Consider the following 14,943-nt stretch of genomic DNA (forward strand, 5'->3'; position numbering starts at 1 on the left):
CGTAAAAGATTTTTGCTGGCGGTTCTTTCATTTTCAAAACCAGTTCTTGAGCCGGTGAGGAAGTGAGTTTAGGCCGTTATGCAAAAATTTTCCGCCTTTTCGCTCGCCCGTCAGGCGCTTGGGCGTCATCTGGGGTGGCAGCCCCAATGGCGTTCGGTGGCACCGAAGCCGAGCTATGACATCATCATCGTCGGGGGAGGCGGCCATGGACTTGGCGCGGCCTACTACCTGGCCAAGCAGCATGGTCTGCGCAACATCGCCGTGGTCGAGCGGGGATGGCTGGCCGGTGGCAATACCGCGCGCAACACGACCATCATCCGCTCGAACTATCTGTTCGAGCAGAGTTCCTCCTACTACGAGCATGCGCTGAAGCTGTGGGAGGGTCTGTCGGACGAACTGAACTATAATGTCATGTTCAGCCAGCGCGGCTGCCTGATGATCGCGCATAACGTTCATGACGTGCAGGTGTTCAAGCGGCATGTCTATGCCAACCGGCTGAACGGTATCGACAATGAATGGCTAACGCCCGAGCAGGTCAAGGCATTCTGTCCGCCGCTGAATATTTCGCCGAATATCCGCTATCCGGTTCTGGGGGGCGCGTTGCAGCGTCGTGCCGGTACGGCGCGGCATGACGCGGTGGCCTGGGGTTATGCCCGCGCGGCCAGCGATCTCGGCGTGGACATCATCGAGAATTGCGAGGTCACGGGCATCGACCGCGATGCGTCCGGGCGCGTGACGGGGGTGCAGACCACGCGGGGGGCGATCCGGGCCGGGAAGGTGGGCGTTTCGGCGGCGGGTCACAGCTCGGTGGTGATGGCGATGGCGGGCATCCGTCTGCCGTTGCAGGTCAACCCGTTGCAGGCGCTGGTGTCCGAGCCGGTGAAGCCGGCCTTTCCCTGCGTGGTGATGTCCAACACCATCCACGCCTATATCAGCCAGTCCGACAAGGGCGAGATGGTGATCGGCGCCGGGACCGATTCCTATGTCTCGTACACCCAGCGCGGGGGGCTGCATATTCCGGCCCATACGCTGGAGGCGATCTGCGAACTGGTGCCGGATTTCCGCCGCTTGCGGATGCTGCGGTCGTGGGGCGGGATTACCGACAACACGCCCGACCGGTCGCCGATCACGGCGAAGACGTCGGTGCCGGGCCTGTATGTCAATTGCGGTTGGGGCACCGGCGGCTTCAAGGCGACGCCGGGTGCGGCGAACCTGTTCGCCTGGACGATCGCGCGAGACGAGCCGCATCCGATCAACGCCCCCTTCACGATAGAACGTTTTCGCGAAGGAACCCTTATCGACGAAGCCGCCGCGGCGGCGGTCGCGCACTGACGTGCCGCCAGACGGAGAAAGATCATGTTGCTGATCGCATGTCCCTATTGCGGCCCGCGTGCCGAGATCGAGTTCGCTTATGGCGGCGAGGCGCATATCGCCCGCCCCGGCCCCGGCGTGACCGAGGAGGAATGGGCCGCATTCCTGTATCTGCGTGACAATACCAAGGGCGTGCTGGCAGAGCGCTGGCGCCATTCCCATGGTTGCGGGCGCTTCTTCAACGCATTGCGCGACACACGGACGGACCGGATCCTGACAACCTACGAGATGGGCACGCCACGGCCCGATATCAAAGAGGGAGAAGCGGCATGAGCGGCGCTTTCCGCGTGTCCGGGCGTGGGCGGGTCGATACCGCGCGCCCGGTCTCCTTCCGTTTCGACGGCCGGACCATTCGCGGCTATGAGGGCGATACCGTCGCCTCCGCCCTGTTGGCCCAGGGCCAGCATCTCATGGGGCGGTCGTTCAAATACCATCGGCCGCGCGGTCCGATCTCGGCGGGGTCCGACGAGCCGAACGCGCTGATCGGCGTGGGCGAGGGGGCGCGGCATACGCCCAACCTGCGGGCGACCCAGGTCGAGATCCACAAGGGTCTGGTGACCGTCAGCCAGAACCGGGGGCCGCGCCTGAATTTCGATGTCGGTGCGATCAATACGTGGCTGGCACCGCTCTTTCCCGCCGGGTTCTACTACAAGACCTTCATGTGGCCGCGCGGGTTCTGGGACAAGGTCTATGAGCCCGTGATCCGTCGCGCGGCGGGGTTGGGCAAGGTCGCGACCGCGCCGGACCCGGATCATTATGCGCTGCACTACGCCCATTGCGACGTGCTGGTGATCGGCGGCGGCCCGGCGGGCCTGACGGCGGCGCTGGCCGCGGGCCGGACGGGCGCGCGCGTCATCCTGTGCGACGAGACGCCGGAGCTGGGCGGCACCCTGCTGTCCGACGCCCATAGCCGGATCGACGGGCTTTCCGCCGCCGAATGGGTGGCCAAGGCCGGCGCCGAGTTGAAGGCGCTGCCCAACGTGCAGGTGATGACCCGCTGCACGGCCTTCAATTATGGGCCGCACAATATGGTGGCGCTCAACCAGCGCCTGACCGAGCATCTCGCGACCCCCGATCCGGCGATGCCGCGCGAGCGGATCTGGCAGGTGCGGGCGGCCGAAGTGGTGGTTACGGCGGGTGCGCTGGAGCGGCCGCTGGTGTTCGAGGGCAATGACCGGCCCGGTATCCTGCTGGCGACGGCGGCGCGTACCTACCTCAACCGCTACGGCGTGCTTCCCGGCAAGTGCGCGGTGATCGTGACGGCGGACGATTCCGCCTATCGCGTGGCCATCGAACTGGCCGAAGCCGGGGTGCGGATCGCCGCGATCGCCGATCTGCGCGCCAACCCGGATGCGCCGGTCGTCGCGGAAGCGAAAGCGCGCGGCATCGTCGTCCTGCCGTCCACGACCATTCAGAAGGCGAACGGCAACCTGCGGGTCAGGAGTGTCGAACTGGCGCCGGTGGCGGACAACGGGCGCGTCGGCAAGGGGCAGCGCTTCGTCTGCGACTGCGTGCTGATGGCGGGTGGTTTTACCCCGAGCCTGCACATCCACAGCCAGGCGCGCGGCACGATGCGTTTCGACGAGGTGCTGGGTGTCTATCTGCCGGATCGGTCCGTCGAGCGCCTGCGCTCCGCCGGATCGTGCCGTGGGCTCTTCGCCTTGCAGGACGTGCTGGATGACGGCGCGGCGGCCGGCCTCGCGGCGGCGAAGGCGGCCGGCGGCGGGGATGCGGAGCGGCCGGCGCCGCGCGTGACGGACGCCGACGCGCCGGGAGCGGGCGGGTTCGCGGGTGCGCTGCCGCGTCGTGGCCTGGGTAGCCTGGCGCTGGCCTTCGTCGATTTCCAGAACGATGTGACGGCCAAGGACGTGAAGCTGGCGGTGCGCGAGGGCTTCCAGTCCATCGAGCATATCAAGCGCTACACCACCACCGGCATGGCGACGGACCAGGGCAAGAGCTCGAACGTCAATGCGCTGGGAATCGCGTCCAAGGAACTGGGGCGCGCGCCGCAGCGGGTGGGGCTGACGACGTTTCGGCCGCCTTATACGCCCGTCACGTTCGGAGCCTTTGCCGCGCATGCGCGGGGCGACCAGTTCGACCCGCTGCGGCTGGCGCCGGCCGATGGCTGGGCACGCGCCCAGGGGGCGGTGTTCGAGGATGTCGGGTTGTGGCGCCGCGCCCGCTATTTCCCGCGCGGCGGGGAGGACATGCATGCCGCCGTGACGCGGGAATGCAGCGCGGTCCGGACGGCGGCGGGGATCTTCGATGCCTCGACGCTGGGCAAGATCGAGGTCGTCGGCCCCGATGCCGCCGAGTTCATGAACCGTTTCTATATCAATGCCTGGACCAAGCTGGGTGTCGGCAAGTGCCGCTATGGCCTGGTCTGCCGCGATAACGGCTTCGTCTATGACGACGGGGTGGTCGGGCGGATCGCCGCCGACCGGTTCCATGTCACCACGACCACCGGCGGCGCGGCCGGCGTGCTGAACATGATGGAGGATTATCTCCAGACCGAATGGGCGGATCTGGATGTCTGGCTGACCTCGATCACCGAGGAATGGGGCGTCATCGCGCTTCAGGGACCGAAGGCGCGCGAGATCCTGGCGCCGCTGGTGGACGGCATGGACATCTCGGCCGAGGCGCTGCCGCACATGGGGCTGAAGGAAGGGACGATCGGCGGCGTGCCGATGCGGCTGTTCCGGGTCAGCTTTACCGGCGAGGTGGGGTTCGAGATCAACGTCCCGTCCGGGCGGATGCGTGCGGTGTGGGAGCGGATCTGGGCGGCGGGCAGCCCGCACGGGCTGACGCCGTACGGCACCGAGGCGATGCATGTGCTGCGTGCCGAGAAGGGCTACCTGATCGTCGGGCAGGAAACCGACGGCACCATGACGCCCGGCGATGTCGGCTGCGGCTGGGCGGTCAGCAAGGCCAAGCCGGATTTCATCGGCAAGCGCGCCCTGGCCCTGCCGGCGCTGAACGCCCCCGACCGGCCGCAGATGGTCGGCCTGCTGACCGACGACCCGCGGACGGTGCTGGAGGAGGGCATGCAGCTTGTGCGCGCGCCCGAAGCGCCGGCGCCGGTGTCGGCCGACGGGCATGTCACCTCGTCCTATTACAGTCCGGCACTGGGCCGGTCGATCGCCATCGCCATGGTCAAGGGGGGGCGCGATCGCATGGGCGAGACGCTGTATGCGCCCGCGATCGACGGTGCCGCGATCAAGGTGAGCATCGTCAACCCTGTCTTCTATGATACCGAAGGAGTGCGTGTGAATGGCTAGGTCGATGGCGGAGGGGATGATCGCCCCCGATACCGCGCTGGTCCGTGAACGCCAGTCGCCGCGTTACGTGTTGCAGGGACGGGCGCCCGCGCTTCAGGCGGCCGGCAGGCTGCTGGGGCTGGACGACGCGCCCGCGCTGCTGCGTGCCGCCACCGGGGCGGGCGGCACGGCCCTGCGGCTGGGGCCGTTCGAACTGCTCCTTCTGCCGCAGGCCGACGATCCGGCGGGGATCGAGGCGGCTCTGGGTGCCGTGCCGCACAGTCTGGTCGGGGTTTCCGACCGCAATGTGACGCTGACGTTGGAAGGGCCGTGGGCGGCGCGGATTCTGTCGGGGCTCTGCCCGCTGGATTTCGCGGAACACGCCTTTCCCGTCAGCATGGCCACGCGCTCGGTGCTGGAGAAGGCCGATGCCGTTTTCTGGCGGACGGCGCCGCATCGTTTCCATATCGAGGTCTGGCGGTCCTTCGCCGCCTATGCCGAGAACGGCATCCGCGAGGTGGCGCGGGGCATCACTTTTGCGAGTCTGGCGATATAGCGGAAATTCATGGCGCGAATTGAAAGGTGCCATAGTATATCGATATCGTAACGTCATCGTCCAGGCCCCGTCGAACGGGCCGGGTCTGCTCCATATATCCGTCTCGTCCTCCGCTGGAGACCGTTGTGCCATGACGAACTACGATATCGCCGCCATTCGCGAACTGGTCGCCCGCCGGCGACCGCGGCATGCGCTGGAGAGCGCGTTCTATACCTCGCCTGAGGTCTTCGCGGCGGACATGGACGCGATCTTCCATCGCCACTGGCTTTATGTGGCCGTGGAATGCGAGGTGCCGGAGGCCGGCGACGCCCTGGCCGTCGAGATCGGCAAATCCTCGGTCGTGATCGTTCGGGGCGACGACGAGCAGATCCGGGCTTTCCATAATGTCTGCCGCCATCGCGGCGCGCGCCTGCTGCCGCCGGGGCCGGCCATCGTCGGGAATCTGGTCTGTCCTTATCACGCCTGGACCTATGGGCTGGATGGGACGCTGAAATTCGCCGAACATATGGGCGAAGGGTTCGATCATGCGTGCCTGGGGCTGCGTCCCGTCGCGCTGCGCTCGATGGCCGGGCTGCTGTTCGTCTGCCTCTCCGACGATCCGCCGGACGATATCGACGACGTGATCGGCCAGATGGAGCCCTATCTGGCGCCGCATGACCTGAAGAACACGCGCGTCGCCCATACGGCGGACCTGATCGAATATGGCAACTGGAAGCTCGTGCTGGAGAATAACCGCGAGTGCTACCATTGCATGCCCAACCACCCGGAACTGACCATTCCCCTCTTCGCCTACGGTTTCGGCTTCGCGCCCGAGGAACTGGGCGCGGAGGAACTGGAGCAGGCGGAACGCTATGCGACATTGCGCCGGACATCGCATGAACGGTGGGAAGCGGGGGGATTGCCGTCGCGCCTGATCGAGCATCTGGAGGACAGGCCCACCGGCTTCCGGACCGAGCGGCTGCCGCTGGACGGTTCGGGCGAGAGCCAGACGATGGACACGATGGCGGCCTGCCGGCTGCCGCTGGGCGCGCTGCGCGACAAGGCGGCGGGTGGCCTGCATTTCTGGACCCAGCCCAATTCGTGGCACCATTTCATGGGCGACCATGTCGTGACCTTTTCGGTCATTCCGCTTGACGAAGGACGCACGCTGGTGCGTACCAAATGGCTGGTCCACAAGAACGCGGTCGAGGGTGTGGATTACGATCTGGAAAACCTGACCGGCGTATGGAACGCCACCAACCGGCAGGATGCCGATCTGGTGGAAATGACGCAGCGCGGGGTGAGCGACCCTGCCTATATCCCCGGCCCCTATTCGCCGCATACCGAAGGACTCGTGGAGAAATTCATGGAGTGGTACTGCGCGCGTCTCAAGGTGCATCTGGGTTGATGGATGAAACGCAGCGTGCAGGATGCAGATGAGCGATCGTGATCCGCCCCCCTTCTGGGACCCCGAAAGTGATGACGTGCTGGTCTGCCGCGCCGTGCGGCGGCAGACCCACGATGTCGCGACCTTTATCCTGACGGCGGCCCAGCCCAGGCGGTTCCGCTACACGCCCGGTCAGTTCATGACGTTTACCGTCAGGATCGACGGTGCGGAAATCCATCGCTGCTATACCCTGTCTTCGTCGCCGAGCCGGCCGGATTCCGTGGCGATCACGGTCAAGCGCGTGCCCGGCGGGCCGGTTTCCAACTGGCTGCACGACCATCTGCGACCGGGGATGGACATCGCGGCGCTAGGCCCGATGGGCGATTTTACGCTGGACCCGCCCCGTGATGCCGCGCCGGAGAAATATCTCTTTCTTTCGGCGGGAAGCGGGATCACGCCGGTGATGTCGATGGCGCGGAACCTGATCGACACGCGCTTCGATGTGGACGCGGTGTTTCTGCATTCCGCCCGTTCGCCCGAAGACCTGATCTTCGCGCGGGAACTGGCGTGGATGGCGGAGCAGGCGCCGTCGTTCCGCGTGCGGTCGATCTGCGAGCGCGACACGCCGCAGAACCGCTGGCCGGGCGCGATGGGTCGGCTCGACGCCGCATTGCTGGCGCGTGAGGTGCCGGACCTGAGCGACCGTCATGTTTTCGTTTGTGGGCCGGAAGGATACCGGGCATCGGTTCGCGCCCTGGTCGGGCAGGCCGGACTGGACATGGCGCATTTTCACGAAGAGAGCTTCGATTTTGGCGTGCTGGCGGCGGAGGAGCCCGACATTCCAGCGCAGATCGAGGCGCTGGATGCGGCGCGGCACAAGGTCAGTTTCACGCGCAGCCGGCGCGAGATCGAATGTGGCGCGGACACGTTCGTACTTTCCGCCGCGCGGGCGGCGGGCATGCGCCTGCCGGCATCCTGTGCCAAGGGCATGTGCGGAACCTGCAAGTGCAAGCTGGTGTCGGGGACTGTGGACATGCAGCATGACGGCGGCATCCGTCAGCGCGAGATCGATCAGGGCATGATCCTGATCTGCTGCGCGCGCCCCACCAGCGACCTTGTGATCGAGCGTTAGACCGATGGCATCACGCGCCAGCGACCTGGCCAGCCTGCGCCGCTTCGGGTTTCTGACGTTGAAGACCTATTCGATGATCGCGGTCAGCAACGCGATCGAGGCCCTGCGCATGGCCAACCGGGTGACCGGCCGGGACGATTATGCCTGGCAGGTGCTGAGCCTGGACGGGGCGCCGGTCGAGGCGAGCAACGGGCTGGCGCTGCATCCGACCGGGGCGCTGGGGGATGGCGCGGAGCTGGACGTGCTGTTCGTGTGCGGCGGGATCGATGTCCGTGCCGCGACCAGCGAGGCGTTGCGGGTGGCGCTGCGGCGGGTGGCGCGGCAGCGGATCGTGATCGGGGCGTTGTGCACCGGTACGTTCGCTTTGGCCGAAGCCGGGCTGCTGCGTGGCTATCGCTGCGCGATCCATTGGGAAAATCTGGGGGCGATCCGCGAGGAATTTCCCGAGATCGATATCGTGGACGAATTGTTCGTGATCGATCGCGACCGGATGACCTGCACGGGCGGGGCGGTGCCGTTGGACATGATGTTGCGGATCGTCGCCGCGCATGTCGGCCCGGCGCGGGCACGCGAGATCGCGATGCAGTTTCTGCTGGCGCGCGATCGGACGGGCAGCGAGGCGCAGCCCGTGATCGCGCTGGACCCTCTGCCGCCGTCACTGGGGCGGGCGGTGCAGTTGATGGAAAGCCGTATCGACCAGAAGCTGAGCGTCGGCGAGATCGCCAGTGCCGCCGGCCTGTCGGAACGCCAGCTCGAACGCCTGTTCCGGGCGCATACCGGGGCGACGCCGGCCGCCTATCTGGCGGCGGCGCGGCTGGAACGCGCGCGGCGCCTGCTGCGCCAGACCAGCATGTCGGTGACCGATGTCGGCATTGCCTGCGGCTTCATGTCCCTGACCCATTTTTCGACTGCCTTTCGCAACCGGTTCGGCTACGCGCCGCGCCAGGAACGTCAGCGGCAGGCACGTTAGAGGAACGACCATGATTCCCCACGCCGATGCTCTCTTGAAGCCGTTGCGCATCAAGTCGATGGTCATTCGCAACCGGGTGATGAGCACCAGCCACGCGCCGGGTTACGGTGTCGATGGCAAGCCGCAGGAACGCTACCAGCTTTATCATGCCGAGAAGGCCAGGGGCGGTATCGGGCTGACCATGTTCGGCGGATCGTCGTCGGTCGAGGTGGACAGCCCGGCCACGCCGTGGAGCCAGATCGCGGTGTCCGACGACAGCGTGATCCCGTATTTCCGCCAGTTCGCGGACCGGGTGCATGACCATGGTGCCCGGCTGATGGTCCAGTTGACCCATATGGGCCGCCGCACCCGCTGGGATACCGATGCGTGGCTGCCGGTGATCGGGCCTTCGGTCCGGCGCGAGCCGGCGTCGCGGTCGATTCCGAAGGAGATGGAGCCGGAGGATATCGCCCGCGTGGTGCGCGCGTTCGCCGCCGCGGCGCGGCGCTGCCGCGAAGGCGGGCTGGACGGGCTGGAAATCTCGGGTGCGCACGGGCATCTGCTGGACCAGTTCTGGAGCCCGGGGGTGAATCACCGGAGCGACGCCTATGGCGGCAGCCTGGAGCACCGGATGCGTTTCGGGATCGAGGTGCTGAGTGCGATCCGCGAGGCGGTCGGCGACGATTATGTGGTCGGCATGCGCATGTCGGGCGACGAAATGCTGAAGGGCGGCCTGACGCAGGATGAATGCATCGCGATCGCCGAAACCTATGCGGGGCGGGGCCTGATCGACTTTGTCAACGTGATCGGCGGCCAGGCGCGCGACGAGATGGCGCACGCGGTGTCGCTGCCCAACATGGCTTTTCCCGTCGCGCCTTTTCTGGGTCTGGCCAGCGCGGTCAAGCGGGCGGTGGATGTGCCCGTCTTCCATGCCCAGCGGATTACCGACCTGGCGACGGCGGCGCGCGCGGTGGCGGAAGGCCATATCGACATGGTGGCGATGACGCGCGCGCATATCGCGGACCCGCATCTGGTGCGCAAGCTCGCGGACGGGCGCGAGGACGATATCCGGCAATGCGTGGGCGCCGGCTATTGCATCGACCGGATCTATGTCGGCGGCGACGCGCTGTGCCTGCAGAACGCGGCGACGGGCCGCGAGGCGACGATGCCGCACGAGATCCCGCCCGCCGAAACGGCGCGGCGCGTCGTCATTGTCGGCGCCGGGGTGGCGGGACTGGAAGCGGCGCGGGTCTGTGCCCTGCGCGGCCATTCCGTGACGGTGTTCGAGCGCGACGACCGCACCGGCGGACAGGTGAACCTGGCCGTGCGCGCGACGTGGCGCGAGGCGCTGTCGGGCATCGTGCGCTGGCTGGACGGGCAGGTGCGCAAGCTGGGTGTCGATCTGCGGCTGGGGTGTGAGGCCACGATGGCCGATATCCTGCTGTGCGCGCCGGATGTCGTGATTCTGGCGACGGGGGGCGATGCGATCCTGGGGGACGATCCGGGCAGCGACCTGCACTGCACCACGCGCGACGTGCTGGCGGGGCGGGTCGTGCCGTCGGGCAGCGTGCTGCTGTTCGACGAGATGGGCCAGCACAATGCCGCCTCGGTGGCCGAACTGCTGGCGACACGCGGTTGCCTGGTCGAACTGGCGACGCATGACCGGCTGGTGGCGCAGGAGGTCGGCACCACCAACCAGCCGGTGCATCTGCGCGAATTCTATCGGCTGAACGTGGTGACGACGCCGAACGTGGAACTGACCGAGACCTGGCGCGAGGGGAACCGTCTGGTCGCCGTGCTGCGCAACACCATGACGGGCACGGAAGAGGAGCGGGTGGTCGATCACATCGTGGTCGATCGCGGCGGGGTGCCGGATACGACGCTTTATGACGCGCTGAAAGCGGGCTCGGCCAATGCCGGGCAGACCGACGCGCATGCGCTGATCGCCGGGCGGCCCCAGCCGGTGATGGGGCGGATCGAAATGGGCGATTATGCGCTGTTCCGCATCGGCGATGCGGTGGCGGCGCGCAACATTCATGCCGCGCTCTATGACGCGCTGCGGCTGTGCAAGGATCTTTGACACCATGCGCTGGCTGGTTCTTGCGGAAATGGCGTGCGCGGGGGCGGCTGTGGCCCTCGTCTGGATGGTTCTGCTGGCGCGCTGGCTGAAGGGGCGCCCGGTCGGTCGGTCCTGGCTGGCCGGCCTGGTGCTGGTGCCGCGGCGTTATCTCGTGGACGTTCATCACGTCGTTGCCAGGCGGCCGAGGAATGCGCGCATGCACGCGCTGGCCGCCGGGGGATTGCTGGGCGGTTCGCTGGCGTTGCTGCTGGGCGTGCTGCCGGGGATGCCGCCGGTGCCCGGATTCATCATCCGGATTGTCGCGATCGTTTTCTTCGTGCTGGGGGCGTGGGGTGCCCTGATTGATCGCGCCCGCAGGCGGCCGCATACCCCGTCCCAGCTTTCGGGGGGGGCGTTTGTCTGGCTGCCGGTCGCGCTGCTTGCGTGGTGTGTGGGGAATGTGGTCGTCGCGCTCTCCGTGAGTGACACCGGCCTTCATGCGGCGGGCCTGGCCGGACTGACCCTGGCCCTGGCTGGCGGTGTCGCGCTGCTGGTCGCCGTCGGGCGCGGGCCGATGCGTCATGGGTTGGCGGGCATTGCCTGGCTTGCCGGACATACGCGGCCCGGCCGGTTTGCCCGTGCCGGTCTCCTGCGCCCGTTCGATACGGCGCTGTGGCCGCTCGATCTTGTGCATGAGCGGCTGGGTGTGCTGACGCCGCGCGATTTTACCCGGCCGGAACTGGCAAGTTTCGATGCCTGCATTCAGTGCGGGCGCTGCGAGGAAGCCTGTCCGGCTTTCGCGGCGGGGCAGCGCCTGAATCCGAAGGCGCTGATACAGGGGCTCTCCGGTGCGATGCGGGAGCGGCCCGCGCCCTATGCCGGGAGCCCCGCGCCCCATGCGCCGGCCATGCCCGGCGGTGGCGGCATGGATGCCGAGATCGTCGGACAAGTGCTGGCACCCGACACCTTGTGGGCCTGCACCACATGTCGCGCCTGCGTCGAGGAATGCCCGATGCTGATCGAGCATGTGGACGCGGTGATTGCATTGCGGCGTGGCCAGACCCTGATGAAAGGCGCGGTGCCGGCGGGCGCGGAGCAGGTGCTGCGTGCGTCGCGGGAGCAGGCGGAGCCGGGCGGGCGGGCGCTCGATGCGCGGACGGACGGGATCGCGGCCCTGGATGTTCCGGTCCTCGCGCCGGGGGAGGAGACCGATATCCTGCTCTGGCTGGGCGAGGGGGCCTACGACCTGCGTTACGGGCGATCGCTGCGGGCGCTGGTGACGCTGATGCGCAAGGCGGGGCTGCGGTTCGCCACGCTGGGCGCCGACGAAGTCGATTGCGGCGATGTCGCGCGGCGGCTGGGGGACGAGGCGACGTTCCAGGCGCTGGCGCGGGATGCGATCGGGGTGCTTGGAACACGGAGATTCGGCAGGATCGTCACCGCCGACCCGCATGCCTTCCACGTCCTGAAAAACGAATATCCCGCGCTGGGCGGGACATGGGTGGTCGAGCACCATACGACCCTGCTGGACGAACTGGTGCGGGACGGGCGGCTTGTCCTCGCGCAGCGTGACGGGCCGGCCGTGGCCTATCATGATCCCTGCTATCTGGGGCGCTATAACGGTGTGATCGACGCGCCCCGCCGCCTGCTGGACGCGGCCTGTCGCACCCGCGTGGAAGTCGAGCGCCACGGCATGCGGTCCATGTGCTGCGGCGGTGGCGGCGGAAGCCCGGCGAGCGATGTCGATGCGGTCACCCGGATTCCCGACCTGCGGATGGAGCAGGTCCGGCAGAGCGGCGCGTCCATCGTCGCGGTGGCGTGCCCCGGATGCACGGCGATGCTCGAAGGCGTGACGGGGGAGCGCCCCGAGGTGAAGGACGTGGCTGAACTCGTGCTGGAGGCCGTGGTGCCATGACGGGACGGATCAGGCGGGACCCGCGTGCCGAGCGGTCGCGGTGCCTTGTGCCCGGCGGAGAGCGGCCGCGCCTGGCGCGTGACGGGAATGTCGCGGGCATGGTCGTGTCGCGCCGGCCGCGCGAAGCGACCGTCCGGCGGATCGAAACGCCCGCCTTCTGGGTGGCCGCCGTCGTCGAGGCCGTCGATGGCGGGCTGGACCGCTGGGGCCGCCAGCTTGTCGGCGCGGCGCGGATGCTGGCCGGAACCGATGGCGGTGTCGTGCTGATCGGTCTCGGCGACGTGGCCGGCAATGCGGCCGGCGAGGCGGGCGCGGATCGCGTGCTGACGGTCGGCGGCACGGACGGTCCGGAAGCGGTGCCCGGAGTGCTGATGGACCTGCTCGGCTCCTTCGATCCGCGCCATGTGCTGTTCGCCGAGAGCAGGGTCGGCGGGGATCTCGCGCGGCGGGTGGCGGCGCGGAGCGGCTGGCCGATCCAGCCGGGGGTCGAGGCGCTGAATGTCCGCCAGGGTATCCGGCCGTGTCGCGGCGGCCGGTATGAGCGTGTCGCGGCGGTGGCGCGGGTGGTGACCCTGCCGTGCGACCGGGTGGCCCCCTACGCCGGAGAGGCCCGCGAAGGACGGATGCTGGAGGCCGGGCCGCCGCCAGCCTCGCCGTCCGCGCGGCCGGTGGGAGGCGTGGTGCTTGGACCCGTCGCGCGGGCACCGGCCGGCGCGGTCCCGCTGTCGGAGGCGCCGTTCGTCGTGTCGGCGGGGCAGGGCGTCACGGATTTCGAGACATTTCATGCCCTTGCCCGCGCACTGGGCGCGACGGAGGGGGCGAGCCGCGTGGTCTGCGATGCGGGCCTGATGCCGCGCGCCGCCCAGGTGGGGGCGTCGGGTACGGTGCTGGATGCGCGATGCTATCTGGCGTTCGGCATTGCCGGCGCGCCGCAGCATCTTCAGGGGCTGGGCAAGGTGGAGCACGTCGTGGCGGTGAATACCGACCTGCATGCCGCGATCATCGCACGCGCCGGACTGTCGATCGTTGCCGATGCGCAGGCGGTGATGCCGGCCCTGCTGGCCCTGTTGCGGGAGGAGGGGGCGTGATGCGGAGCATTGTACTCCTGTCGGGCGGGATCGATCCGCTTTCCGGTCGTCCGGCGCCGCCGCAGGGTGAGATTGCCGCGATCGGGCTGGCGCGGTCGATCGGCGGGGCGGCCGAGGGCCTGCATGCGGGTGGCCCGTCGCCCGCCCTGCGACTGGCGGCGGCGCATGGGCTGGCCCGCGTGGACTGCCTGGACGGGGGAGGCGACGCGGTCGAGGCCCTGGCCACGTACCAGGCGACCTACCTGGGCGCCGATCCGCCGGACCTGGTGCTGGCCGGGCGGCAGGCGCGCGGCGGCGAGGATAGCGGCATGCTGCCCTATCTGCTGGCCGAACGACTCGGCTGGCCGCTGCTGGCCGGGGTGATCGCCGTCGGCGCGGCGGCGGATGGCTGGCTGTCCGTCATGATCGGCCTGCCGCAGGGCGCGCGGCAGGAGGCGCGTGTCCGCCTGCCCTGCATCCTGGTCGCCCATGACGCGGCGCCGGCTCCCCCTTTCGTCTTCGATCGGGCGCGCCGGGCCGAATTGCGGGTCGTGCCGGTGGCCGGTCCCGCGCCGGTGGCGGCCGAGGGTGCGGCGGAGGGCGACGACCGGCCCTATCGCGCGCGGCCGCGCCTGATCGGTGCGTCGGCGCGGACGGGGGCGGGACAGGTGCTGGATCATCCGGATATCGCCGAGGCGGCGACCGTACTGCGAGACCATCTCCGGGCGCTGGGTGTGCTTGGACCATCACGAGGAGCATCGCCTGATGCGTGACGATTTACGTGCCCTGCTGGACCGTCTGGGCTTTCAGCCGAAGAGCGTGCGCCACCCGCCGGTGCAGACGGTGGAGGAGGCGGATCTGCATTATGCCGGGCTGGAGGGCGTGCATACCAAGAATGCCTTCCTCAAGGATGCCAAGGGCGTGCTGGTGCTGGTTACCGTACCGGCGGATTGCCGGCTGGACATGAAGGCCCTGCCGGCGCTGATCGGCACCAAACGCCTCTCTTTCGCCAGTCCCGACCTGATGCGCACGGTCCTGGGGACCGAGCCGGGCGCGCTGGGGCCGCTCAGCCTGGTCGCCGACACGCAGCGCCAGGTGCGTTTCGCCATCGAAGCCTCGCTGCTCGAAGCCGATGCCATCACCTGCCATCCGCTGGACAATACCGAGACCTGGGTGATCCCGCGAAGCGCATTCGGGCGGATCATGGCCGATCTGGGCGTCGAACCGGTCGTGTTCTCGTTCGCAGGCGTCGCCGCCGAGATCTGACCGTC

12 protein-coding genes are annotated in these 14,943 nt (G+C 68.3%); all 12 read left to right on the forward strand.

Annotated features, from left to right (window positions below; genetic code table 11):
• Positions 1-78: 78 nt before the first annotated feature.
• The 12 genes from ABF821_RS02160 (at position 79) to ABF821_RS02215 (ending at position 14,938) form a co-directional block, all read left to right on the forward strand.
• Complete coding sequence (locus ABF821_RS02160) at positions 79-1,332, forward strand: sarcosine oxidase subunit beta family protein (RefSeq protein ID WP_415528916.1); 1,254 nt, start codon at positions 79-81, stop codon at positions 1,330-1,332.
• A gap of 24 nt (positions 1,333-1,356) precedes the next feature.
• Positions 1,357-1,644: a sarcosine oxidase subunit delta gene (locus ABF821_RS02165; protein WP_182973912.1), complete on the forward strand. Its 288-nt coding sequence runs from the start codon at positions 1,357-1,359 to the stop codon at positions 1,642-1,644.
• Entirely contained in the window at positions 1,641-4,649 is a 3,009-nt protein-coding gene (locus ABF821_RS02170) for a sarcosine oxidase subunit alpha family protein (protein ID WP_415528917.1), read from the forward strand. The genes ABF821_RS02165 and ABF821_RS02170 overlap by 4 nt, the downstream gene beginning before the upstream one ends.
• Complete coding sequence (locus tag ABF821_RS02175; protein WP_415528918.1) at positions 4,642-5,184, forward strand: sarcosine oxidase subunit gamma; 543 nt, start codon at positions 4,642-4,644, stop codon at positions 5,182-5,184. Before ABF821_RS02170 ends, ABF821_RS02175 begins: the two co-directional genes overlap by 8 nt.
• Positions 5,185-5,314: 130 nt before the next feature.
• Positions 5,315-6,571 (forward strand): aromatic ring-hydroxylating oxygenase subunit alpha, encoded by a 1,257-nt coding sequence (locus ABF821_RS02180; RefSeq protein ID WP_183007927.1) that lies wholly within the window; start codon positions 5,315-5,317, stop codon positions 6,569-6,571.
• A 28-nt stretch (positions 6,572-6,599) separates the two neighbouring features.
• Entirely contained in the window at positions 6,600-7,682 is a 1,083-nt protein-coding gene (locus tag ABF821_RS02185) for a hybrid-cluster NAD(P)-dependent oxidoreductase (RefSeq protein ID WP_259654505.1), read from the forward strand.
• A gap of 4 nt (positions 7,683-7,686) precedes the next feature.
• Positions 7,687-8,652: a GlxA family transcriptional regulator gene (locus tag ABF821_RS02190; RefSeq protein ID WP_415528919.1), complete on the forward strand. Its 966-nt coding sequence runs from the start codon at positions 7,687-7,689 to the stop codon at positions 8,650-8,652.
• 10 nt (positions 8,653-8,662) lie between these two features.
• The gene (locus ABF821_RS02195) at positions 8,663-10,711 is read left to right on the forward strand and encodes an FAD-dependent oxidoreductase (RefSeq protein WP_415528920.1); all 2,049 of its coding nucleotides are present in this window, start codon (positions 8,663-8,665) and stop codon (positions 10,709-10,711) included.
• 4 nt (positions 10,712-10,715) lie between these two features.
• A complete protein-coding gene (locus ABF821_RS02200) occupies positions 10,716-12,605 on the forward strand; it encodes a DUF3483 domain-containing protein (RefSeq protein WP_415528921.1) in 1,890 nt (629 codons plus the stop codon).
• A complete protein-coding gene (locus ABF821_RS02205; protein ID WP_415528922.1) occupies positions 12,602-13,693 on the forward strand; it encodes an electron transfer flavoprotein subunit alpha/FixB family protein in 1,092 nt (363 codons plus the stop codon). The genes ABF821_RS02200 and ABF821_RS02205 overlap by 4 nt, the downstream gene beginning before the upstream one ends.
• The gene (locus ABF821_RS02210; protein WP_415528923.1) at positions 13,693-14,445 is read left to right on the forward strand and encodes an electron transfer flavoprotein subunit beta; all 753 of its coding nucleotides are present in this window, start codon (positions 13,693-13,695) and stop codon (positions 14,443-14,445) included. Before ABF821_RS02205 ends, ABF821_RS02210 begins: the two co-directional genes overlap by 1 nt.
• Positions 14,438-14,938, forward strand: coding sequence for a prolyl-tRNA synthetase associated domain-containing protein (locus ABF821_RS02215; RefSeq protein WP_415528924.1), 501 nt, complete (start codon positions 14,438-14,440; stop codon positions 14,936-14,938). Before ABF821_RS02210 ends, ABF821_RS02215 begins: the two co-directional genes overlap by 8 nt.
• The last annotated feature ends 5 nt before the right edge of the window (positions 14,939-14,943 follow it).

The sequence above is a fragment of the Gluconacetobacter sp. genome, from assembly GCF_047721585.1.
GTDB lineage: Bacteria > Pseudomonadota > Alphaproteobacteria > Acetobacterales > Acetobacteraceae > Gluconacetobacter > Gluconacetobacter dulcium.